Origin of the sequence: Propionispira arboris (assembly GCF_900109225.1) — a bacterium.
GTDB classification, from domain to species: domain Bacteria; phylum Bacillota; class Negativicutes; order Selenomonadales; family Selenomonadaceae; genus Propionispira; species Propionispira arboris.
In genome coordinates, this window is record NZ_FNZK01000001.1 from 47,144 (window position 1) to 68,629 (window position 21,486).

20 protein-coding genes and 3 pseudogenes are annotated in these 21,486 nt (G+C 38.5%); 12 read left to right on the forward strand and 11 right to left on the reverse strand.

Annotated features, from left to right (window positions below; all coding sequences use genetic code 11):
- Window positions 1-308 precede the first annotated feature (308 nt).
- Window positions 309-1,700: an MFS transporter gene (locus BMY14_RS00180; RefSeq protein WP_091828301.1), complete on the forward strand. Its 1,392-nt coding sequence runs from the start codon at window positions 309-311 to the stop codon at window positions 1,698-1,700.
- Window positions 1,701-1,775: 75 nt separating this feature from the next.
- The gene (locus BMY14_RS00185; protein ID WP_091828302.1) at window positions 1,776-4,697 is read left to right on the forward strand and encodes a metallophosphoesterase; all 2,922 of its coding nucleotides are present in this window, start codon (window positions 1,776-1,778) and stop codon (window positions 4,695-4,697) included.
- Between the two features lie 174 nt (window positions 4,698-4,871).
- Here the strand turns inward: BMY14_RS00185 and BMY14_RS00190 are convergent, their stop codons facing one another.
- A complete protein-coding gene (locus BMY14_RS00190) occupies window positions 4,872-5,537 on the reverse strand; it encodes a hypothetical protein (RefSeq protein WP_091828303.1) in 666 nt (221 codons plus the stop codon).
- Window positions 5,538-5,704: 167 nt separating this feature from the next.
- Between BMY14_RS00190 and BMY14_RS00195 the strand changes: the two genes are divergently transcribed.
- From BMY14_RS00195 to BMY14_RS00220, 5 genes and pseudogenes are all read left to right on the forward strand, one after another.
- On the forward strand, window positions 5,705-7,408 hold the full coding sequence (locus BMY14_RS00195) for an ABC transporter ATP-binding protein/permease (protein ID WP_091828304.1): 1,704 nt from the start codon (window positions 5,705-5,707) through the stop codon (window positions 7,406-7,408).
- Window positions 7,409-8,445: 1,037 nt separating this feature from the next.
- The gene (locus BMY14_RS00205) at window positions 8,446-9,348 is read left to right on the forward strand and encodes a helix-turn-helix domain-containing protein (RefSeq protein WP_019554255.1); all 903 of its coding nucleotides are present in this window, start codon (window positions 8,446-8,448) and stop codon (window positions 9,346-9,348) included.
- Window positions 9,349-9,892: 544 nt separating this feature from the next.
- Window positions 9,893-10,726, forward strand: coding sequence for a sugar phosphate isomerase/epimerase family protein (locus BMY14_RS00210; RefSeq protein WP_019554256.1), 834 nt, complete (start codon window positions 9,893-9,895; stop codon window positions 10,724-10,726).
- A 76-nt stretch (window positions 10,727-10,802) separates the two neighbouring features.
- Window positions 10,803-11,813, forward strand: a complete 1,011-nt coding sequence (locus BMY14_RS00215; protein WP_019554257.1) for a Gfo/Idh/MocA family protein — start codon at window positions 10,803-10,805, stop codon at window positions 11,811-11,813.
- Between the two features lie 353 nt (window positions 11,814-12,166).
- Window positions 12,167-12,382, forward strand: a pseudogene (locus BMY14_RS00220) (IS5/IS1182 family transposase); the annotation flags it as partial.
- A gap of 131 nt (window positions 12,383-12,513) precedes the next feature.
- Here BMY14_RS00220 and BMY14_RS00225 read toward each other — a convergent pair.
- The 3 genes from BMY14_RS00225 to BMY14_RS00235 all read right to left on the reverse strand — a co-directional run bounded on the left by BMY14_RS00225 (window position 12,514) and on the right by BMY14_RS00235 (window position 14,262).
- Complete coding sequence (locus tag BMY14_RS00225) at window positions 12,514-13,203, reverse strand: IS4 family transposase (RefSeq protein WP_091828305.1); 690 nt, start codon at window positions 13,201-13,203, stop codon at window positions 12,514-12,516.
- A gap of 469 nt (window positions 13,204-13,672) precedes the next feature.
- A complete protein-coding gene (locus BMY14_RS00230) occupies window positions 13,673-13,960 on the reverse strand; it encodes a hypothetical protein (protein WP_019554261.1) in 288 nt (95 codons plus the stop codon).
- Complete coding sequence (locus tag BMY14_RS00235) at window positions 13,939-14,262, reverse strand: hypothetical protein (RefSeq protein ID WP_091828306.1); 324 nt, start codon at window positions 14,260-14,262, stop codon at window positions 13,939-13,941. The genes BMY14_RS00230 and BMY14_RS00235 overlap by 22 nt, the downstream gene beginning before the upstream one ends.
- 247 nt (window positions 14,263-14,509) lie before the next feature.
- Between BMY14_RS00235 and BMY14_RS00240 the strand changes: the two genes are divergently transcribed.
- Complete coding sequence (locus BMY14_RS00240; protein ID WP_091828307.1) at window positions 14,510-14,818, forward strand: hypothetical protein; 309 nt, start codon at window positions 14,510-14,512, stop codon at window positions 14,816-14,818.
- A 67-nt stretch (window positions 14,819-14,885) separates the two neighbouring features.
- Entirely contained in the window at window positions 14,886-15,293 is a 408-nt protein-coding gene (locus BMY14_RS00245; RefSeq protein WP_091828308.1) for a ferritin family protein, read from the forward strand.
- A 193-nt stretch (window positions 15,294-15,486) separates the two neighbouring features.
- On the opposite strand, the gene BMY14_RS00250 is transcribed toward BMY14_RS00245, so the two are convergent.
- The 4 genes and pseudogenes from BMY14_RS00250 to BMY14_RS21100 form a co-directional block, all read right to left on the reverse strand.
- Entirely contained in the window at window positions 15,487-16,608 is a 1,122-nt protein-coding gene (locus BMY14_RS00250; RefSeq protein ID WP_051083350.1) for a glycoside hydrolase family 3 N-terminal domain-containing protein, read from the reverse strand.
- Between the two features lie 410 nt (window positions 16,609-17,018).
- Window positions 17,019-17,300 carry a hypothetical protein gene (locus BMY14_RS20780; RefSeq protein ID WP_245542121.1) on the reverse strand — a complete coding sequence of 94 codons (282 nt, stop codon included), beginning with the start codon at window positions 17,298-17,300 and terminating at the stop codon, window positions 17,019-17,021.
- Between the two features lie 45 nt (window positions 17,301-17,345).
- Window positions 17,346-17,426 (reverse strand): annotated as a pseudogene (locus tag BMY14_RS21095) (hypothetical protein); the annotation flags it as partial.
- A gap of 176 nt (window positions 17,427-17,602) precedes the next feature.
- Window positions 17,603-18,103 (reverse strand): annotated as a pseudogene (locus BMY14_RS21100) (transposase); the annotation flags it as partial.
- On the opposite strand from BMY14_RS21100, the gene BMY14_RS20785 reads away from it, so the two are divergent.
- On the forward strand, window positions 18,066-18,317 hold the full coding sequence (locus BMY14_RS20785) for a hypothetical protein (protein WP_019554265.1): 252 nt from the start codon (window positions 18,066-18,068) through the stop codon (window positions 18,315-18,317). The pseudogene BMY14_RS21100 and the gene BMY14_RS20785 sit on opposite strands and share 38 nt — an antisense overlap.
- Window positions 18,318-18,484: 167 nt before the next feature.
- Here the strand turns inward: BMY14_RS20785 and BMY14_RS21135 are convergent, their stop codons facing one another.
- The 3 genes from BMY14_RS21135 to BMY14_RS00270 form a co-directional block, all read right to left on the reverse strand.
- Entirely contained in the window at window positions 18,485-18,580 is a 96-nt protein-coding gene (locus tag BMY14_RS21135; protein ID WP_071595054.1) for a transposase family protein, read from the reverse strand.
- 298 nt (window positions 18,581-18,878) lie between these two features.
- Window positions 18,879-19,199 (reverse strand): PTS lactose/cellobiose transporter subunit IIA, encoded by a 321-nt coding sequence (locus BMY14_RS00265; protein ID WP_019554266.1) that lies wholly within the window; start codon window positions 19,197-19,199, stop codon window positions 18,879-18,881.
- 88 nt (window positions 19,200-19,287) lie between these two features.
- The gene (locus tag BMY14_RS00270; RefSeq protein ID WP_019554267.1) at window positions 19,288-20,175 is read right to left on the reverse strand and encodes a sugar phosphate isomerase/epimerase family protein; all 888 of its coding nucleotides are present in this window, start codon (window positions 20,173-20,175) and stop codon (window positions 19,288-19,290) included.
- A 300-nt stretch (window positions 20,176-20,475) separates the two neighbouring features.
- Between BMY14_RS00270 and BMY14_RS00275 the strand changes: the two genes are divergently transcribed.
- Together BMY14_RS00275 and thpR are read left to right on the forward strand one after the other, a co-directional pair.
- The gene (locus BMY14_RS00275; protein ID WP_019554268.1) at window positions 20,476-20,769 is read left to right on the forward strand and encodes a hypothetical protein; all 294 of its coding nucleotides are present in this window, start codon (window positions 20,476-20,478) and stop codon (window positions 20,767-20,769) included.
- Between the two features lie 40 nt (window positions 20,770-20,809).
- A complete protein-coding gene (gene thpR, locus BMY14_RS00280) occupies window positions 20,810-21,376 on the forward strand; it encodes an RNA 2',3'-cyclic phosphodiesterase (RefSeq protein ID WP_019554269.1) in 567 nt (188 codons plus the stop codon).
- Window positions 21,377-21,486: the final 110 nt, after the last annotated feature.

Sequence of the window (21,486 nt, forward strand, 5' to 3'; positions counted from 1 at the left end):
TTTTACAAAAAGAGCAAAAATTTAAAGTATTTTGTCTTTTTTGCTTATAAAATAGCAAGAATTCAAAGATACAGTATTCAAACTGTCTCTATAATGAGAATCAGAGGACAAGAAGTACACATAATATAATATTAAATGTTTCAAAATATGATCATGATGAAACTATTTATATTATACTAACAAAAATGCCAGAGAAAAGCCACTTAATTTTCTATTGAAAATTAATATCTTGCGCATAACTGACAAAGATCTTATGTATCATTTACTTACTGTATGATTATTGAAATTTTAAGAGGAGGTCTATTTTTATGTTAAAATGGTTTTTAACAGGTAAGCAGCAATCCAAAATCACAGATCCAACGATGGTGAGAAAAATGTTTCGTAGTGCCAGAATACAAGGTGTCACAGCGATGATTCTTGGGTATGGCATGTATTATGTTATGCGAATGACCTTGGGGGTTGTAAAAAAACCAATGATTGAAGCTGGTTTTACACCGACAGAACTTGGACAAATCGGTGCAGCCATGCTTATTGCTATCGCTGTCGGGAAATGTTTGAATGGGTTTATTGCGGATCGCTGCAATATAAAAAAAATTGTGCCAATTGGGTTATTGGGGGCGGCAATTGTAAATTTCATTTTGGGATTTTCTAGCCAATATTGGATTTTTTTGGCTTTATGGTTTGTAAATGGCTGGTTTCAATCGATGGGGTCAGCACCATGTATTGTTTCTTTGGCGCAATGGTATTCAAAAAGCCAGCTAGCCACGTATTATGGTGTATTCAGTATTGCTCATTATATCGGAGAAGGTGCAACATATTTTGGAACGGCGATGCTTGTGGTTGCTTTTGGCTGGCATGCAGCCTTTTTTGTTCCGGGAATTGCTTGTATTGTTTTAGCCTTTATCATGTATCGTTATATGTATGATCGTCCCGAAGCTTATGGACTGCCTTCAGCAAATGAATTTGAAGGTGAAGTTCTTCAGGAAAAAAAAGAAAAAGAAAAAACAACACGGGATGCACAATTAGAAGTTATAAAAAACCCATATGTCTGGTTGATTGCTCTTTCGGCAACTTGTCTTGGGATAGCAAGATACTCAATGAGCAGCTGGGGGGTTATATTCTTACAAGAATATAAAGCGTATTCTCTCGTGACAGCTGGTAGTATAATGGCTTTATCACCTTTAATGGGAGGTGTTGGTTCATTCTTTTCTGGCATTATTTCGGATAAGATATTCAAAGCAAATCATGCTTTGACGACGATTGTTTTTGGTTGTATGATGCTGGTTGGAATTATAGGTTTTTGTTATACACCAGCAGGCAGTCCTTGGATTGATATGCTATGGATTTCGGTTTTTGGATTTGGGTTAGGGGTTATTTTGTGTTTTGTTGGCGGCATGCTTGCGGTGGATCTTTGCTCACGTAAAGCGACAGGTGCCGCCATGGGAACAATTGGGTTATTATCTTATGGTGGTGCAGCGGCACAAGATTTGATTAATGGGTTGCTTATGGATGCCGCTAAGACGGTTGTAGATGGTCAGGTGATTTATCATTTTGAAAATATCATGCTTTTTTGGATTGGTGCAGTTGCGCTTATGACAATTCTTATTGTTCCGACGCTATGGGCTAAAAAAGTAAAGCACAATGAAAGTTCCAACAATAAGAATTTAGATGAGAAACTGCAAAAGAAAACGCAGGCATAAAGATCAAAATTTTAACAAGGCTGTACATTAGGGCTTTACACAAATTAGACGATGCAGTAACGGGGAGGCAGCAATATGAATAGCAATTTTTTTATACTAAATGGACCGTATTTATTGGACCCGGCAGCATCACATATGACGATTGCCTGGGAAACAAACTCTCCGGTGGATATTCAAGTGATTTATGGTGAACAAGAATTTTTAAATCAGACGATGACACCGAATTTTGAACGTGAAATTCCATATGAAGATAATAATAAGGGGAATTGTCTTTATACAGCAGTTTTACGTGATTTAAAGCCGGATACAAAATATATGTATCAAATTAAATTGCATTCGGGTGCGATGGAATCAGGAACTTTTAAAACGTTAGAAAAACAACCAAATGAACTAAAAATTGTAATGCTAAGTGATTCACATCTTTTTCATACAGAAAAACAGTTTTCAGATATGGTGGAACGGATAAAGCCGGAATTTATCATCCATAGTGGAGATATTTCTTTTGGAACAGGCTACCAACATGAACAATATGTAAATAATTGGTTTAAGAAAATACCAGAGTTGTTAAAGCATATACCCGTTTTTTATATTCCGGGTAATCATGATGATGGACCATTTTATGATGAGTTTTTTACAAAACCACAGGCGAAAACATGTCGATGTGATGAAACCGGTCGCACATATTCGTTTGATTGCGGCAAAACACATTTTACGCTAGTAGATAGCAACTCTTGGGGTCTGTTTGAAATGAATGCAATTAATTCTGGGGTGGAGGCAGATGCCAAAACAAAGCGGACCATCCAGCAGACATTGAATTGGATTAAGCAGGATTTGGCGAGTGAAGCTGCGGCAAACGCAGCTTGGCGTGTACTGGTTCTTCATCACCCGTATACAGATGAATTTAATAATCGTTATATTGTGCCGGTTGCTGAAGCTTATAATGTAAATTTGGTGATCGGGGGGCACCTGCATTATTATGTAAAAACAGTATCAATTGATCCCAAAGTTGGTGCTAAAACAGTTTATATTAGTCAAGGCAGTACGCAGGAACCGGAATGTGAGCTGGATACGGGCGGAGGCGAACATCGACTATTAGAAGAGTTTCCGGAAGTTGTAGCGATGGGAAAAAGTAATTACACATTACTTACTATTGAAGAAGAACATTTGCAATGTGAAACATATGGATTTTCACAGAAATTAGGGAATGAAGCACTTGTAGATCGTGTGCTTTTAGTTCATGATGAACCTAAAATTTCAATTTCTAAAGTTGAAATTCGCCGTATTGATAACAATGGAAAGGTTGAAATTAAAGGAATTGCTGAAAATATTGGTCGGGGTCTGGCCGAGGTGACATTACAGCTTTTTGACAATAATGTGGAAAATATCATGAATTTATTTGGACCTGCGGACAAAGAAAGAGTCATTGTTTTAAATGAAAAAGAAAAGCGCAGCTTTACAATGCTGTATAGAGCAGTTAATCAAGGTCAGCATGAAATTAAAGTCCAAAATGTCAGTGAAAATATCACGGTTTTTGAGCCAGAACAGTTGACATTTCAGTATATGAAACTTACGTTAGATCATGTTAAACATGCAAGTCTGCTTATGGCAAGCATTGAAGCAACGAATAATTTGGATCGGGAGATTTTTGTTCCCGTCCATTTATATATTGATCAAAGAATTGCTGAAACTAAAAATATATTTTTTCGGGGGCACGAAAAAAAACAGGTTGATTTTTGTTATAAATTTTATCAGGGTGGAAGTTATCAGGTTAGTATTGCGGATCAATTGCCGCGTGATATTAAAATTCCTGGACCGATTCGGATCATACCAAGAATTCAGGATAAATCAGGGCAGGGAAACTATGCACTTTTGCATGGCAATCCAAAAGTGATCACAAGACCCGACAAAGTTGAGATTTGTCTGGAGCAATATGGTGATTATATTGAGATACCGGCGCGACCCAATTTGCGAGTAAAGAATGCTTTTAGTGGAATGGTTTGGGCAAATGTAGATCGTTTGGCCAAGCAGAACGAAATGGGGCATAATCCTTTAATGGTAAAGGGTAAATCGGTTGGCTGGGGAGCAACTTATTTAATGAGGATGGTTGTTGAACGTGCGGGTGGACTCAAATGGGGGACTTGCCATGATATTACAGAATATTCATGGCAGGGCGGTATGGTCAACTTGAACCAATGGACACAATATACATTGACTTTTGATAAGCAAATAGGGGGGAATTCATATTGTAATGGAAAACGTGTGGCCCATGTTTCAGGAATTGCTGCTGATACCAAACTGCGAAATTGGGAAAATGAACCAATTTTTATTGGATACTCCTATATAGGTCATGTGATAACAGAAATTGATAGACCTAAATATTTTACGCATCTTCCGGCAAAAATAAGTCAAGTCCGCTTTTATAAAGATCATTTATCAGAACAAGAAAATCGGCAGATTTATGAACAGCCGCAAAAAGCTGGCATAAAGGCTGAGAAAATGGCAGTGTGGCTTGATTTTCATGATATTTTAACAGTGGGGACACATACAACGGAATGGTGTCATCCAGCTGTATTTGATCCAGCATATAAGACTGAAAAAAAATATTGGAACTTTAAACAGTTGAAAACAAAAGCAAAACTCCCGTTGCAAGCAGGAATGAAAGCGAGTGTTGAGGTATCAGATGATGGTGCTTCCATTAAAGCACGTCAACAAATTATTCTTAAAAATGGAACAAACTATATTGTTTTAGAAGGTTTGCCACCAGCTCAGTACATTCGTATTGTCACTGAATTTTCAGCTGAAGTAGGTTCAGAAGGTACATTTATTCCTGAATTACAGGAATATCAAATCAGTGCTTTCAATGAAACGGATTTTACCGAAATGTTTTGGTCAACACAAGAAGATTGGCAACGGGGCAAGTTTACCGGGGCAGTTGGGTTTGAACCAATTGACAGATTATCTGATTTTCCAGAGTATACGGATGTTATACACGGTTGAGGCCCTCTTCATCATTTTGTGATGATTATATAGCCGCTGTAAAAATTTTATAGCGGCACTTTTTTTAACGAACAATGGATTTGTACTCAATAAACATGGATACAAAACAAAATAAAGCAGCCATTTGAACAGTCTGTTAAGTAACCAGTAAATAGTTCAAAATGGCTGCTTTATTTATTTTTCATCAGGGAGTGTTAAATTTTCCTTAAGTACGGCAACTTCGTCGGCAATGGTGAGAGGGGCAGGGGCGCCGATCGTCATGATTCGTTCGAGTATTTGTACTTGTTCATCATGGCTTTTGGTCTTGAGGTTAGCTGGATCAACAGCAGCTTTTGACTTTGTTATAACATCTGTTTGCATTGTAATATAATTACTCGTTTTCTCAATTATTTTTGCGGTCAGAGTATAATTTGTATCTTCTAAACTTTCGGGAGGTTTTTGCTGGATAAATTTATTTTTAAGTGCAAGCGATTGTTCTTGTAATTGCGTCAATCGTAGATATACGGTTTGAATGCTGATGTCATCATTTTTAAAAGACTGTAGTATTTTATCATATTGCTGCCAGTTACTATCCAGAAGGTCGATGTCTTTTTTATAATTGGTATACCAATCGATAAAAGTGTGCTGCTGTTGGAGAATTTGATTTTTTTGTGCAATTGTCATTGCTGCTTCTGGTGTTGTAACGTGCGTCATCAAGACAAAAATAGATGCACCCAAAATGCTAATCAGAAAGAGCGCAATCATTTTTTTGCTGCGGAATTCAATGTAAATAGCATACCCAATCAAGATTAGGGTAATGAAAATTGCAGTTTTGGCTGAGGTGTAGGATAAAATTTCCATAATCATATCTCCTATATCATAAAGTGTCTTCGTTTATTTTATCATATTTAGCTTATTTATATATAGTTGAGGGGATATTTCTTGCGATAATGTTCAATAAAGTTTATACTAGGAGATATTTACAGTGGATTTGATTTATAGATAGAGGGAAAGCTTGGTGTGAAGTAATGAATAAGAAGTTCTTGGCTGATTTTTGGCGGCTGTTTAAAGGATATTGGAGTTCAGATGAAAAGTGGAAGGCGCGAGGTTTATTGGGGGCCGTTATTGTACTTAATTTTGCCGCAGTTTATATTTTAGTGTTGCTCAATCAATGGTATAACACTTTCTATACTGCCTTGCAGGATTATAATTATGAAGCATTCTGGCCGCTGATTGGGCGGTTCACATTGCTGGCTGTTGTTCATATCGCCATTGCTGTTTATGCAATTTATCTTCGGCAAATGGTCGAGATAAAGTGGCGGACCTGGATGACAACTCGTTATTTAGAGCATTGGATGGATAAGCAGACTTATTATAAATTACAAATCTTAGACTATGATACAGATAATCCCGATCAGCGTATTTCGGAAGATATCAATCAGTTTGTGAGTTTGACATTACAGTTGGCATTGGGGTTTTTGAAACAAACCGCTACATTAGGTGCTTTTGTCATGATCCTTTGGAATTTATCAGGTATCATTCGGGTGCCGTTTGGTGGTTACGAATTTACTATATATGGATATATGGTATGGTTATCTTTGATTTATGCAATTGCGGGTACCTATTTAACGCATCGGGTAGGTCGCGAATTGATCCATTTAAATTATGATCAGCAGCGTTATGAAGCTGATTTTCGTTTCAATATGGTGCGAGTTCGAGAAAATGGTGAAAGTATAGCATTTTATCGCGGGGAAGAGCCAGAAAAAACGGGATTTTCGGAGCGGTTTGCTAAGGTGATAAAAAATTATTGGAGTTTGATGCGTCGAGAAAAAGCATTGACCTGGTTTACAGCCGGGTATGGACAGCTGGCGATAATTTTTCCACTCTTATTTGCTGCACCGCGTTATTTTGCCAAAGAAATGGCTTTGGGTGGACTTATGCAGACGACTAGTGCTTTTGGCAGAGTGCAGGATGCTTTATCATTTTTTGTTGATGCCTATACATCTGTAGCGCAATGGCTTGCCGTTGTAAAACGTCTGGTTGGTTTTACGGAACATATGCAATTGGTGGAGAATGTGCAATCAGATTTGCAATTTAAGAAAAATGGTCAAGTGATTGCGATTGAAGATTTAACAGTGGATCTTCCTAGTGGCCAGGTTCTTTTGAAAAAGTGCAGCTTTGTTTTAAAACAAGGTGATAAACTTTTGATTACGGGAGCTTCAGGGTGTGGAAAGAGTACTTTGATGCGGACGATTGCGGGTATTTGGCCATTCGGTAAAGGCAATATTACCATTCCTTTAGGAACGAGCCGGTTGTTCTTACCGCAGCGGCCATATTTGCCACTGGGAAATCTTAGAACTGTCTTGTTTTATCCCGAGAAAAACATTGCGGTGAGTGATCATGAAATCCAGAATGTTTTGCAGCTTTGCCAGTTGGGACAATTGATCAATAGGCTGGATGTTGTGGAGGATTGGTCGAGAATTTTATCTTTGGGAGAACAGCAGCGCATTGCCTTTGCGCGCGTATTACTGATTCGTCCAGATTGGACATTTTTAGATGAAGCTTCATCGGCATTGGATGAAGCAACTGAAAAAATCATGTATCAACTGCTGGCTGAAAATTTGCCACAGATGGTGATGATAAGTATTGGTCATCGTGATACGCTCAAACAGCATCATCAAACAAAGCTGCATCTTACGGGTGATGGTGCTTTCATATTAGGAAATATATAAATAAAAATAAAAACGGGGCTGTCGCACGTTACAAAAACGTGCGGCAACTTTTTTTTGCAAAAAAAGAACTTACAGGATTTTAATCGTCTGAGAGTACGTGTAAAATTTAAGTATGCAAAAAAGCAAATCAAGAAAAATCAGGCGGTACTATGGAAGATTCTGGAAATCATTATATATGCTCACATGAACTGTATTCGTAACTCCCGCAAAATAGAGCAGGCCTACAGACGAGACCTCAATTTCATGTTTCTCCTTGAGGATAAGCACCTCCGAATCATGCGACTATTTCCAACTTTCGTATTCATCTGGCATAAAAATGACATACGCAGAACCGGGGCAAAAATTTAAAATAGTGTCGGACTATTCGTATGCAATAAAATATCTAAAGAAATTTCATCTGATTTTGATTGACTTTTGTTAGCAGGTTTTTATGTTTGTTTTATAAAAATTAATTATTGACTATATTGGTGCAATTACATTATAATGCAATTAAATTAATATCATAATATAATCAATATATTAATAATTTATTAGCTATTTTTGAATTTAAAATCCATTTTTATTCAAAATATACTCATTGAGTAACTTTGTGTATTTTGAATTTAAATTTATAGAATAGGAGATGAAATGTTATGACAGTGTATTTATTAGGAATGGTATTCCTTGATTGCTGGGGGAATTTTGGATATAGTTAATAAATCGGATAATATTCTTGTCAAAATCAGTGAATCGAAAGCTGGGACTGAAAGCGTATTGAAAGAGATTTCTACACATACTTTTCAAGAATAGACGGAAGATCATAATTGAGTTAAAATACGTAATGCGATTTCATCATTAATATTTGTAATTACGTTTGCCAGTTTTATATTTCCTTTCTTTTCGATGGGAATAATAGTTTGTTTTCACAAGATCATGCTTTAATAAATATACAATCCACTCTGCAGTTTTTACATCTGTTACTACTGTCGTTACGGTGCGTTTTTTGTTAAAATGTAGGTAGGAAAGTTAATTATTTGGCAGTAAAGAGGTATCAAAGTATGACTGTAGTTTACTATAATAAAAATGTGTTCCAGCCGGAGTTTTCCGAAAAGGAGCTGCAACTGCTCTATGTTTGTTATGCGGACCAGGAGCAGACGAGTATGCCAGCAGCATTTCATTCACATGAACATCATCTTGAGTTACAGTATATTAGCAAAGGAGGCGGCAATATTCGCATTGGAAATCGGGTGTATGACGTGCGGGCTGGTGATATGGTTGTTTATAACAGCGGTATGTTACATGATGAATGTGCAGACCCAAAAGAAGGTCTCTGGTTCTATAACTGCGGCCTCATGGGTTTACAGCTGGCTGGTTTACCAGAAAACCATCTGCTAGAGGAAGCAGCTTCGCCGATATTGCATACTGGAATGATGAGCGGACGTATATTGGCGTTGTTCGATGCTTTATATGATCAGATTCTGGAAGGGCGGATGCAGGGCGGAGCCGTTTGTCATTATTTAATGTATGCACTCTTGGTCATGCTGTTGCATCAGGTGCCGCACGAACCAGAAGAACAGAAGAACAATAAAGATAGTTTGTTCTTCGAGCTTAAAGGTTATATCGATCAGCATTATTTGGAGGAGGTTACGGTGGAGGAACTCAGCGTTCGGGCACATATGAGTACATCGAGTTTTGCTCATCAGTTTAAGAAGCGTTCGGGGTTTTCGCCCATTCAATACATTATTCGGCGGCGTATTGGTCGGGCACAAAGTTTGCTCATCAGTACCGACCTTTCGATTACCGAGGTTAGTGAAAGCGCAGGCTATGATAGTATTAGCTATTTCAATAACCAGTTCAAAAAAATTGTGGGAATGTCACCGCAAAGCTATCGAAAATATAGAGTGGGCGCTAATCAATATAAACAACTCAATCAAATTTACGAATTGTGGCAGAAAAAATGAGTGGGTTGGATATGTTTTTTGCAGAAAAGTGCAAAACTTGGGGTTTGCACTCTTTTTTTTGCTTAAAAACGAACAGAAAAAACAAAGTATTTTTCTGAATATTACATTATAATTAACTTAATGTGTATTGCACAAACCATAAGTCTTCTAGAGTAACTGAAGTTATAGTAAATGCGTGAGTATTGCAAAACGCTTGTTGAACTGATTGAGATGGTGAGGAGAAATTGAGTTATATCACCACAAGGTGGGGCGAATTGTTCAAAATTGAAGTTGAACATTATCATGACCAAAGATGATTGTTACCCAAAGCGAACGCGGCAGATAAAATCTATAGAAACAGTGATAATCTGGTTATACTGCAAGGAAAAAGAATGATGTTTATCCTTGTACTTATCTAAAGTAACAATGATAGCGCTGTTGGTTTCTACATTGAATATGGTTTTTAGAGGCTTAAACTGGGAGATATTAAAAAAACAGTTTTTGTGTAGTAAGCATTAATTTATAAATTGTGCACAGAAAAGAACAAAAAGGAGATTGAAAAACAATGAGATTGAGTATGAATGAAGCTACAGTTTTGGAAAAATCCAATTTGGAAAAAGATTTGGCGCTTTGTGAGAAATATGGCTATGACATGATCGAACTGCGCACGATGGATTGCTTACCCGATTATTTGAAAACGCATACGATTGATGATCTGGGAGAGTATTTCAAAACGCACCATGTAAAGCCATTGGCTTTTAATACGCTTTGCTTTTTTAACAACCGTACACCAGAAGATTATCAGAAAGTTCTGGCAGAACTTCACCAGATGTGTGCGTGGGGGAAGAAGATTGGCTGCAAAACTGTTATTACAGTACCGACTGTTGATCTTAAAAAAGTTACGCGTACGGAAATCCATGAATCCGCTGTGAAATGCCTGAAGGAAATGGGGAAGATTGCTGCGAGCTATGAAATGCGTATATCGGTAGAATTCATCGGTCATCCTGCAGCATCTATTAATACGTTTGGTGAAGCATATTCGGTCATCGAGGAAGTTGCTATGGATAATGTCGGCATTACTCTTGATTGTTTCCATTTTCATGGAATGAATTCCAACGTTGAAGATCTGGCAAAGGCCGATGGCAAAAAAATCTTTATCGTTCATCTCAATGATACAGAGGATTTTCCAATTGGCTCTCTGTTGGATGAAGACCGTGTATGGCCAGGAACGGGCTGTATAAATCTTGATGAAATTTTCCAGAATCTTAAGAAGATTGGCTGGAATGCGGATATTGTATCGCTCGAGCTTTTCCGCCCAGAATATTACAAGATGAATCCAGATGAAGTCTATCGCATTGGTAAAGAAAAATCAGAGACTGTTATTAAAAGAAATTTTTAAGGAATGGTGAATTTATCAGCGATCCCTAAAATACACAGAAATAAAAAATACGATAAGTCTAGAGGAGGAAATTATTATGTTAAATGTAGGTGTTATTGGTTGCGGCGGAATGGGCAGAGATCATATTAAACGTCTGACGGAAAGAACTCAGGGGGCAAAGGTTGTCGCTGTGGCTGATATGGTGGATGAGCTGGCTAAGAAAGGTGCTGCAGTTGCTGGTGTAGACTGCAAAATTTATAAAGATGCGATCGATCTAATCAATGATCCTGAGGTCAATGCGGTATTTATCATTACCCCTGGCTTTGCACATAAAGCAGCATTGCTGCTAGCAATTAAAGCAGGTAAGCGGATTTTCTGCGAGAAACCATTGTGTACGACAGCTGAGGATTGTTTGGAGGTTATTGATGCTGAGGTTAAATCCGGTAAACATCTCATCCAACTAGGATTCATGCGCCGCTATGATAAGGGCTATCTACAAGTAAAGGAAGCCATTAAATCCGGTCATTATGGTGAACCACTAATGGTACATTGCACGCATCGCAATCCGGAAGTTGGCACGAACTATGACACGCCGATGGCAGTACATGACACCGCTATTCATGAAATTGATGTTATTCATTGGCTCGTAGGTGATGACTTTGTGTCGGCACAGGTTCTAATGCCGCGTGTAACAAAATATTCCCATTCAAAACTTCAGGACCCGCAAATTATGCTGTTGCGCACGAAAAATGGCATCTGTGTTGATAATGAAGTATTTGTTAATTGCAAATTCGGTTACGATATCAATTGCGAAGTGGTTTGTGAAGATGGTGCCATCAAGATGCCGAACCCGGCTTACCCGAGCATCCGTAAGAATGCAGCAGCTGCGACAACTATCGATACGGACTGTTTCGTGAGATTCCACGATGCCTATGATGCTGAAGTCCAGAGCTGGGTCAATGATGCGGAAAAAAATATCATTGGTGGACCGACAACATGGGATGGCTATCTTGCAGCGATTACAGCAGATGCTTTAGTAAGAGCACAGACGAGCGGTGCTATCGAAAAAATCAAACCAGCTATAGAAAAACCAGGCTTTTATAAATAAAGTAGCACATATGAATCTGTGTATGGAATACATTTTTCTATTCCAATTGCTGAGTATACATTGATGTGCCATTTTTATACACACTAAAAGCGACTTTTTGAGAAGCATTTCATTTGCAGTGCCTTAAAATGCTTGTGTGATGATTACTACTAATTTTAAAATTTGAGTGCATTGAATATTGCTCAAATTCAGCAGTTTAATTTATATTGCAGGTCCGAGAGAAGACGTACATTTTATGGATTATATACGATAAAAGGGGCTGTCACACGTTACAAAAGCGTGCGACAGTTTTTTTTGCAAAAAAAAGAACTCCCAGGCTTTTAATAGTCTGAGAGTACGTGTAAAATTTAAGTATGCAAAAACCAAATATTACACAAAAAGATTATACAACTTTTGGGCGTTCTTATCAATTGCATCTTCCATTAAATATTGAATTTAAAATTCCAAAGGATGACGCAGTCCGGCTACTGCGCTACTTTGTTGAAGGGATGGATTTATCAGAGCTTTACCGTACATATTCTCATATCGAAAAAAATCAGGCGACGCCACGGCAGAGGCTGGAAATCCTTAAAAGCACAGTGCATTCATGGGAATCACAGCAAGATGCCTTTAGAAGCACAAACCAAGCATTTGAAATCTCAAAGACTTTCTAGCAGAAACGGGCAGAAGATTTGGAACGCATTACGTCAAAGAAAGGGATTCAACTTGAGCAATGCACATAGACGTAGCGGACAGGAAGTGCCTTGCCGTCCTTCACAGCTTCTGCTTCTACGGAAAGCAGATATTTAGCACGGCCACGGCATTTCGTATTTTGCTGGTAAATTGCTTTAACATCCTGCATCTTGCCCTGGTAACGGTAATGCATCTTGCTGGTTTTCTTGGCCATAGCGATGACGTCAAAACCAATATCCTTTATGGCTGTTAATGAAGCTGGAGCGCAGAACCATGTGTCAAACAAGACATGCTGTGCAGAAATGCCAGCAGCCTTTGTTTCTTTGAGCAGCTTTAGGACAACATCCGTTGCTTTCAGCTGTGCCAGCTTGCGTTGCCTACCTCCGTTGGTACGTGGATCTACTTTAGTCGAAGCTTCATTGATCCGATTTTTCTGATTCGCCGTAGACAAAAGGCAATGGCTGACCGGCAGGAAGGTATTGCCATCTGACCATCCGGGAGTGAGCATACGGAAGCCGAAGGTGTAAAGACCATGAGCATGGGCGAATACCTTCGCCAACAGCTCGACTTTTTTCGAACGAGACCGGCTAAAGATAGAGTCAGCGATGATAAGTACATTGCGTCTCTTCTCGTCAGTCAATGGCTCAATAGAGTGCCGGATGATACTGAAACTCAGCAGTGTAGTGAACTTGCGCCAATTCGTATGGCAGGAATTCATGAAACGGTAGAACGTATCCTTGCCGAATGCAGCGTGTCCGGATATAGATTCATCTGCATATAGAGAGACTTGTGCTGGAATACGATGCTGACGGCCAGCAGGAAAATCTGCATAGCTGGAATTCCCTTGATTTTGCCGAAAGGCATTCGTCTGATGTGTTGTCTTGTGTTATACTTTTCATAGCATGAGCCTCCATTTGTATGGTTTTATTTCGCAATTTTATTATACAAAATGGTTGTGGTTCATGCTATTTTTATTGTCATAAATATTGAATTTTTAAGGCTCATAGGCGATTATTTATCTGCGAAGTTTGAGATTTTAACTATTATTCTATTATTTTAGTACTAATTTAATGTTTTTTATAGTTTTTTTTAATTTTTCAACGCAAAATAGACTGTCTAAGAAAATTTCTATGTTTCTCAGACAATCTTATTTATTCCAGTGTTCAAGCTATAATCTGATTGAAGACTTATCCTTCGGCTCGCAACGCATGAATGACCGTTTTTGCCAAAAATTCTTTATTTGACTTCAACCTTCCCATCACGTTTATCACAAAGAGTCCTCTTTTGCTGCAGTAAATAAAGCTTTCATACTGAGTGCCAAAACTGACGCTGTACCAAAAAAGCAGCATAGCGATCGATAATGCTGCTACAATATGAATGGCATCTTTCGTCTGAGGTATACTGCCGACGGAAGATGCCATAAATGCCACATACAACCATGAAAAAGAATACCCTAATCCACCAAGACCAAACATAAAGAAAAAACTTTTTTAGATAAGTCCGAAATATTGAGCTGCGCCAAAATTGCTATCAAAACTAATGCTGCTGTTCCAACTGCTGCTGCATGCATGTGGGCCCGCTGTAACATTTTCCAAGAACTCTCAACAATCGCCGATATCTTTTGTGGATCATTCTGGTAAATAGTCATCAAACCTGGCTGAGCTGCTGCCGTCCAAGCATCTTTGATCTGTGCTTCGGCACCACCCATAGCAGCGCCAAGAACAAATCCCAATAAATTTGTTAACACAGCTAATGTAATACCCCATTTTACCGACATCAAATTTTTCAGCAGGTAAGACATCCCCTTAAAATTTTATGGACTAATATTTTATCTATTATAATCAATAATATACCTTGTTTTTGAAAATTAAAGGAGAGTCCGGGAAAAATGATCAACAAAAACAAACATTATTTTTTGCAATCAAATACAAAAGCATGCAATAAAATCGACACAGCTGCGTCTTTCTGAGAGAAATGTATTATAAATAGAAATAGATCCTAGTGTAATAAAAGCTTTTGAATTAATGTGGGGCAGTTTCCCCGAACCAGTTACCCTGGTACATAAAAGCCGCACCGTAGTTGCAATAAATGAAGCCTGCCGCGGCATGCGTGAAGTGGGTATGAATTGTGCAAAGCAGGGAACTCCAGAAGCACATCGTGGCTGCCTGGCAAATCAGGCCTTAAAATCCGGCAAAGCGACTTATGTTAAAGGAGAGTATGCCGGCCGCAAGATGGTTTCTTATTGGCTGCCACTTAATGGTTATCCTGAATTATTTGTGCATTTTGGTGTTGGTATTACCATTGATTATGATGCAGCAATGAAACAAGCCTAAAACAACATCCCAACTGCATAAACCCAAATTAGAATGGAAAAAACGATCTTTGAAGGAGAAATGAACCATGAGTTTATATAAAATCACTAAAGGAACGGCTCTGGAAAAACAAGTAGATTCTTACATGAAAGCGGAAGCACATGGCGTGATGCTCTATTATGCACTCAGTCGTTTAGCTAAAGAACAAGGCCTCAACGATCTAGCCGAAACGCTTATAACGATTGCCAACGATGAAGCCCGTCATGCTGGTTTATATGCAGTATTAAATGGAGAAGTTCCACAGGATATTTTTGCTATGCTGGCGCAGGTTCAAAAAGCCGAAGAAGCTGGCGCTGTCCAAATTGCCAAAATTGCTGCAACAGCGCGTACACTTGGCTTAGATACAGCCGCTGCTGAAATTGATGCCGGCGCAAAAGATGAAGAACGTCATGGGGTGATTTTAGCGAAAATCCTTAAAGACTATGCTAAAGCTTAAAAAATGATCATGACAAAAAAGCCTTATAGAAATTGCAATAACTCAATTTCTATAAGGCTTTTTTGCGTTTTGCAGGTGAATTACGACTTTTCTTTAATAATCCTAAAAGTATTGTTATGGCTGTTAGGATTTATTAATATGGGTCAGCTTTACTTGAAGTATCCTCCGACCGCATCATCAACTCGGTCTCGGCTTAACCGATCGTCACGCAGTGCTTGCAGCATGCCATTATAAGCAGCGATTTCATGATCGTATTCATGGCAGACCAGCACGATATCCGCTCCGGCATGGCTGCCCGCACACCAAGTTCATCAAAAGAATAAAGTTTTGCTACAGCGCCCATTTCCATATCATCCGTGATAATCAAACCATTGAAACGCAGCTGTTGACGCAAAATATCCTGCATAATAGCATGCGAGAGACTCGTTGGATTTTCGGCATCGAGAGCCGGATATTTTAAATGTGAAACCATGATAAAAAAATCACTATTATCTATAGAATTGATAATGAACCTAAATGGTGTGATATCTTCTTTTTCCAACTTATCACGTGTCACCATAATCTCTGAAGACATCAAATGCGAATCCACTTTCGATTTGCCGATACCCGGAAAATGTTTCAGACTAAACAACAGCTGATCGGCCTGATAAGCTCCAGCCGCCGCGACAAATTTTGCAGCCTGCTGCGGATCTTTACTGTACGAACGGCCATGTGACAATCCTAGATCGGCATCCGGTGCAAAATTCACATTGATACCTAATGCCTTGATTTCAGCTGCTGTCTTGTGAGCATAATCAGCCACGGCTTGTTCATCTCCAGATTGTCCCAACTTTTCAGCTTCCGGTGCCACGGTCAAATACTGTAACATACGGACAACCTGACCGCCTTCTTCGTCAACAGCAATAAAAAGCGGCAAATCTTCCGCCTGTTTGGCTTCTTTCTGCAAATCAGCAGTAAGTTTCTGCACTTGCTGGGGTGTGTCCATGTTCCAATCGAATAAAATGATACCACCTATATTGTACTTATTCAAACTATAGCGTAAATTATCATCGACATTCTGTCCCTGTATGCCAATCATAAGCATCTGCCCAATTTTCTGACCGTCTGACATTTTACTGAGAACGCCTTCGACCTGCTCATCAATCGTCAGCTGTTTAACCGCCTTCACCGTGGCTGGCTTAGCAGTCTCTTCTACAATTCCAAACTGAACCGCTAAATTATGCCCCTGACTGCTATTCGCCGCAAAATGGCCAAAAACGATCGCTAAAATGAGCATTCCCAGACCACCAATAACAATGATTTTTTTCTTATTCATAATAGTATTGCCCTTGCCTTATCCGATACCATCAGTATCACTACGTCTATAAAAACATTTCGTCAGAAAAAGCATATATATAGAACGCATTAAAGAAATTCCATCAAGTCTATCAGTCTGCCAGGAATGGGGTATAGGGCATCGTTTGCTTCCTATGTAACGCCACTCAGCCCTATGCCCCATTTTGACGATTGCCATAAAATGTTTAATGCGTTCTATATAGTATCCCTGACGAAATTGCAAGATCAGATAATTTATGACTAAAAAAAGGGTGTAGCTATATGTCAATACAGCGATGTTTGCACCGGATATTGCTTATTGACATATTACTAATGAATTTAAACTTCGCACATGAAAAATATACTGTGAGCCTTGAAAAATCAATATAAATCGGCCAGTAGATTCCAATATCATGAAGATTTTGGCAGACTTTCAGCCCATAAGGATGGTAGTTCCTGTAGAAATGAATCCAGCATCAGTTGGACGGCTTGCTCACTTAGCAAGCAATTTTTCTGAATCAATTCGGCAAATTGTAGTAGTACAAGATGGAGTGCCTCCAGAAACTGTAAATCTGGTAATTCATCAATAGTCAGATAGAAGAGTTCGCCAATACTGCGCAAATCTTGGTTCTCCCGCTGTTCTACAGCCAGCAACATATATCGGGTAAACACCACAGCTACATGTGCGGTCATGGCGTCGTAGAAAATCGAACGGCAGTCCTTACTGAGATGCAGATAAGATTTGCAGATCTTGAAGAAAACCTCAATGCCCCAGCGTCGCCCATATAGGCTGATGACTTCTTCTTCGCCAAGGGACATGTCGGTCGTAACCAGTACCAGATAGTCTTTACGCCGATTGCGGTTATGCACATAGACGAAGCGGACAGGAATGCCTTGCCGTCCTTAACGGCTCCCGCTTCTACGGAAAGCAGATATTTAGCACGGCCGCGGCGTTTCGTATTTTGCTGGTAAATTGCTTTAACATCCTGCATCTTGCTGGTTTTCTTTGCCATAGCGATGACGTCAAAACCAATATCCTTTATGGCTGTTAATGAAGCTGGAGCGCAGAAACATTTGTCAAATAAGACATGCTGCGCAGAAATGCCAGCAGCCTTTGTTTCTTTGAGCAGCTTTAGGACAACATCCGTTGCTTTCAGCTGTGCCAGCTTGCGTTGCCTACCTCCGTTGGTACGTGGATCCACTTTAGTCGAAGCTTCATTGATCCGATTTTTCTGATTCGCCGTAGACAAAAGGCAATGGCTGACCGGCAGGAAGGTATTGCCATCTGACCATCCGAGAGTGAGCATACGGAAGCCGAAGGTGTAAAGACCATGTGCATGGTCGAATACCTTCGCCAACAGCTCGACCTTTTTCGAACGAGACCGGCTAAAAATAGAGTCATCGATGATAAGTACATTGCGTCTCTTCTCGTCAGTCAATGGCTCAATAGAGTGTCGGATGATACTGGAATTCAGCAGTGTAGTGAACTTGCGCATTCGTATGGCAGGAATTCATGAAACGGTAGAACGTATCCTTGCCGAATGGCAGCGTGTCCGGATAGAGATTCATCTGCATATAGAGAGACTTGTGCTGGAATACGATGCTGACGGCCAGCAGGAAAATCTGCATAGCTGGAATTCCCATGATTTTGTTGGCATTGGCGGTGTGCAAGATTTTGGCAATACGATACTGCTGAAAAAATCGCATTGATTTTGCCGAAAGGCATTTCGTCTGATGGTTGTCTTGTGTTATACTTTTCATAGCATGAGCCTCCATTTGTATGGTTTTATTTCGCAATTTTATTATACAAAATGGTTGTGGTTCATGCTATTTTTATTGTCATAAATATTGAATTTTCAAGGCTCATAGGCGATTATTTATCTGCGAAGTTTGAGTAATAAAGGAAGATGTTTTATTTTTTGAAGGCGATAATCATTGACTGTTTGCGTCTGCTGCCCGCAGGACGGGCATATGTGGAGTTTATGAGACGACCGTCAGTGAATTTTGCGTAACATTTATAATAGAAAGTTCTTCTAAGTCTAAGAAAAGTGTAGTCAACTTAGTATCGAGCATAAATGATAACCCCTTTCGGTTAGTGTTGTGATAATTTTAATTGTAAATGAGTTATTCACTTTATGTTCTCTTTTTATGCAAAAAAATATGTTGGAATAAGCAATTTGTTTTTTGCTTACCCCAACATTTATTATAGAACCTCAAATATGCGAGGCTATTAGTTATGTCTAAATTATATCTGGTGTATTTTTGTTTTTATTATTTTGCTCTGATTTGTGTATAGAGGTTAATGATTTCAGATGTCATTTCTTTCATAACCATGCCAGTCATCACATAATCCTGGGCATGCGCGATTAAAACATTGAAAGGGTCTTTTAATGTGCCATCGGCTTCTTTTTTTAGAAGTTCTTCGGTTTGAAGGCGATGTGCCTTCATAAGATGTTCATCGGCTTCTTTAACCACTTCTTCTGCTTCACCAAAGTCTCCTTTTCGAGCGAGTTTTAAAGCTTTTGTCAGCGCGGCTCTGCCATCACCGGCAAGTGATATAATAGAAAAAGCTGTTTCTTCTGTAGTAGACATAATGATTTCTCCTTTATTTCTTTTATTTATGAAAAAGCAGTGCTGTACTGAATAAAAGCTAGCAATGCTTTTTTCAATAGACAGTAAGTTAGTTACTGAGAAGTTCCTGTTCGATTCTTTCACGTGTGTCAATGGCTTGTCTGGCTATTTTTTCAGGATAACCAAATAATGAAACACAGGCAATTGATTCTCCCCCAACTTTGAATTTTCGTTGGGAAAATTTCATTTCACGTAACTTTTCAAACAGGCAATTGAAGTCCACTTCTCCTTCACCAAGACCTAAATGTTGATGGATGGTTGCATCGACTCCAGGTGGATTAAGAATATAACGGCAATCCAGTGTGTGATTCATGGTATCGGCAAAGAGTACATGTGACAGATCGTTGCCGGCATAATCAAGCATTCCATTTATATTACCTTTTCCCTGATCGTAGAAAAACGTATGAGCTGCACAGTATAAATACTTTAAATTTTCACTGCGAAATGATTTTACTAAATCAGCAGTTTCATTATTGTTTTCACAAAAATCATAAGGATGTGACTGGATTTCGATGCGAATGCCTTCACGTTCAATAATAGGAAGTAGTTCTTCCATGGAACGATACCACATGCCTTCACAAATCTCTGGCTGGTGAGGGTCCCCAGAAAGTTCAGTGTTGATTACGGGTACATTCATATCGACGGCAATTTCAATCATACGCTTCCAATTTTTAACAGCAAACTGTCTTTGTTCTTCAGTAGGCCCAGACCATCGATATACAACAATAAATGAAGAGATTTCCACTCCAGTTTCCTTTAAAGCTTTTTGATATTCGCTTTGGCATTCGCGACTAAATTTAGGATGCTTGTAAAAAGGATTAATACGCGGATGGGGCGATTGCTCAATGAATTTATATCCCCATTCAGAGACTTTATGTACCATATCGGTTATGCTCATTTGTTTTGATAAAACATCGACATCAAATGCGATTTTCATAAAAATTCCTCCTTATTAAACTTTTTGAATGATTATATTATGGTTACATTATGATCTATTTTTGATTACTTATTGATATTAAAATACCATTTAACAAAGCTTTTGTCAATATATTTTTCTCTATTATGCATAATTTTTAGAATAAACTGAATTGTGAATAATGTACTACGTTATAAACTGGTTGAATGAGGTTAAATAATTTTTAAGAAGCATAACTTTTCTTTATTAAAAAGGTTGATTTATTCAAGGTGAATCTTTTACAATAAGATATGGGCACTGGATTGAAAAAGGAGGCGCAACATGCGAAAAAAAGAGTGGGATGATGATTTTGTTAAAACAGATACATCAATGGCGGATCGGCAATCAATACGCATGCGGCGAACTTGTTATATTATTGCGATAGGATCTTTATTTTATGCACTGTGGAAGAACGATATACCAGTTGTTTTTTTGTCTGTTTCTTTTTTGCTAATCGAGGCAGCAGCGATGCTCGCTGAACTGCAAAATAAAAGAGTAGCCGCTTTGAGCAAATTTTTGCGTGCTTTTGGGCTTACTTTATTTGTTGGTTCTGTTTTGCTTTTAATTTTTAGGTGAAATTATTTTTAATGAAAGAAATATAAAGGTAAGGTGTGGCATGAGATTATTTATTGCAATTGATTTTCCTGAAGATTTGAAAAAAAAATTATATACAACGGCGAAAAAACTTAAAGTGAAGGCGAGACAGGGAAATTTTACGTATTTTGATAATTTACATTTTACGTTAGTTTTTATTGGGGAGGTTAATCCAGGGAAAATAGTTAGAATTAAAAAAGCCATGGATCAAGTTTCGGTAAATCCCTTTACTATTTCTTTTCAGCGATTAGATCATTTGAAAAAACATGGAGGTGATATTTATTGGATTGGTATGCGTGAACTACAGGACGTGCGGGTTTTACCAGAATTGTATAACCAGCTTTGTGAATTTTTGGATGAAGCTGGATGCAGCATTGAAAAACGTAAATTGAAACCACACTTAACCTTGGGACGTAATGTGACGATGCTCGATAGTTTTGACATTGCAAAGTTTGCTACTCATATTCCAAAAATGCAAATGATGGTTGATCAAGTCAGTCTAATAAAGTCAGAACAAATTGCGGGAAAATTAGTCTATACCAAACTTTATTCTTCTGTTTTACCAAAACATAAGTTAGTGGAAAGCTGATTTTTGAATGTTGAGGAAATTTAAAATATGGTTGGTTGAGTTGGATATAATTGACGATTATGGTAAAAGTGGTTTTTTCCATAAAAACACAGTGGTGTGTAATATTGTTT

What these genes read in the sequence shown, in the direction of transcription:
- BMY14_RS00180 (WP_091828301.1), top strand. Translation starts at nt 309, where the DNA reads ATGTTAAAATGGTTTTTAACAGGTAAGCAGCAATCCAAAATCACAGAT.
- BMY14_RS00185 (WP_091828302.1), top strand. Translation starts at nt 1,776, where the DNA reads ATGAATAGCAATTTTTTTATACTAAATGGACCGTATTTATTGGACCCG.
- BMY14_RS00190 (WP_091828303.1), bottom strand. Translation starts at nt 5,537, where the DNA reads ATGGAAATTTTATCCTACACCTCAGCCAAAACTGCAATTTTCATTACC.
- BMY14_RS00195 (WP_091828304.1), top strand. Translation starts at nt 5,705, where the DNA reads ATGAATAAGAAGTTCTTGGCTGATTTTTGGCGGCTGTTTAAAGGATAT.
- BMY14_RS00205 (WP_019554255.1), top strand. Translation starts at nt 8,446, where the DNA reads ATGACTGTAGTTTACTATAATAAAAATGTGTTCCAGCCGGAGTTTTCC.
- BMY14_RS00210 (WP_019554256.1), top strand. Translation starts at nt 9,893, where the DNA reads ATGAGATTGAGTATGAATGAAGCTACAGTTTTGGAAAAATCCAATTTG.
- BMY14_RS00215 (WP_019554257.1), top strand. Translation starts at nt 10,803, where the DNA reads ATGTTAAATGTAGGTGTTATTGGTTGCGGCGGAATGGGCAGAGATCAT.
- BMY14_RS00225 (WP_091828305.1), bottom strand. Translation starts at nt 13,203, where the DNA reads ATGAATTCCTGCCATACGAATTGGCGCAAGTTCACTACACTGCTGAGT.
- BMY14_RS00230 (WP_019554261.1), bottom strand. Translation starts at nt 13,960, where the DNA reads ATGTTTGGTCTTGGTGGATTAGGGTATTCTTTTTCATGGTTGTATGTG.
- BMY14_RS00235 (WP_091828306.1), bottom strand. Translation starts at nt 14,262, where the DNA reads ATGTCGGTAAAATGGGGTATTACATTAGCTGTGTTAACAAATTTATTG.
- BMY14_RS00240 (WP_091828307.1), top strand. Translation starts at nt 14,510, where the DNA reads ATGTGGGGCAGTTTCCCCGAACCAGTTACCCTGGTACATAAAAGCCGC.
- BMY14_RS00245 (WP_091828308.1), top strand. Translation starts at nt 14,886, where the DNA reads ATGAGTTTATATAAAATCACTAAAGGAACGGCTCTGGAAAAACAAGTA.
- BMY14_RS00250 (WP_051083350.1), bottom strand. Translation starts at nt 16,608, where the DNA reads ATGAATAAGAAAAAAATCATTGTTATTGGTGGTCTGGGAATGCTCATT.
- BMY14_RS20780 (WP_245542121.1), bottom strand. Translation starts at nt 17,300, where the DNA reads ATGACCGCACATGTAGCTGTGGTGTTTACCCGATATATGTTGCTGGCT.
- BMY14_RS20785 (WP_019554265.1), top strand. Translation starts at nt 18,066, where the DNA reads ATGATACTGGAATTCAGCAGTGTAGTGAACTTGCGCATTCGTATGGCA.
- BMY14_RS00265 (WP_019554266.1), bottom strand. Translation starts at nt 19,199, where the DNA reads ATGTCTACTACAGAAGAAACAGCTTTTTCTATTATATCACTTGCCGGT.
- BMY14_RS00270 (WP_019554267.1), bottom strand. Translation starts at nt 20,175, where the DNA reads ATGAAAATCGCATTTGATGTCGATGTTTTATCAAAACAAATGAGCATA.
- BMY14_RS00275 (WP_019554268.1), top strand. Translation starts at nt 20,476, where the DNA reads ATGCGAAAAAAAGAGTGGGATGATGATTTTGTTAAAACAGATACATCA.
- thpR (WP_019554269.1), top strand. Translation starts at nt 20,810, where the DNA reads ATGAGATTATTTATTGCAATTGATTTTCCTGAAGATTTGAAAAAAAAA.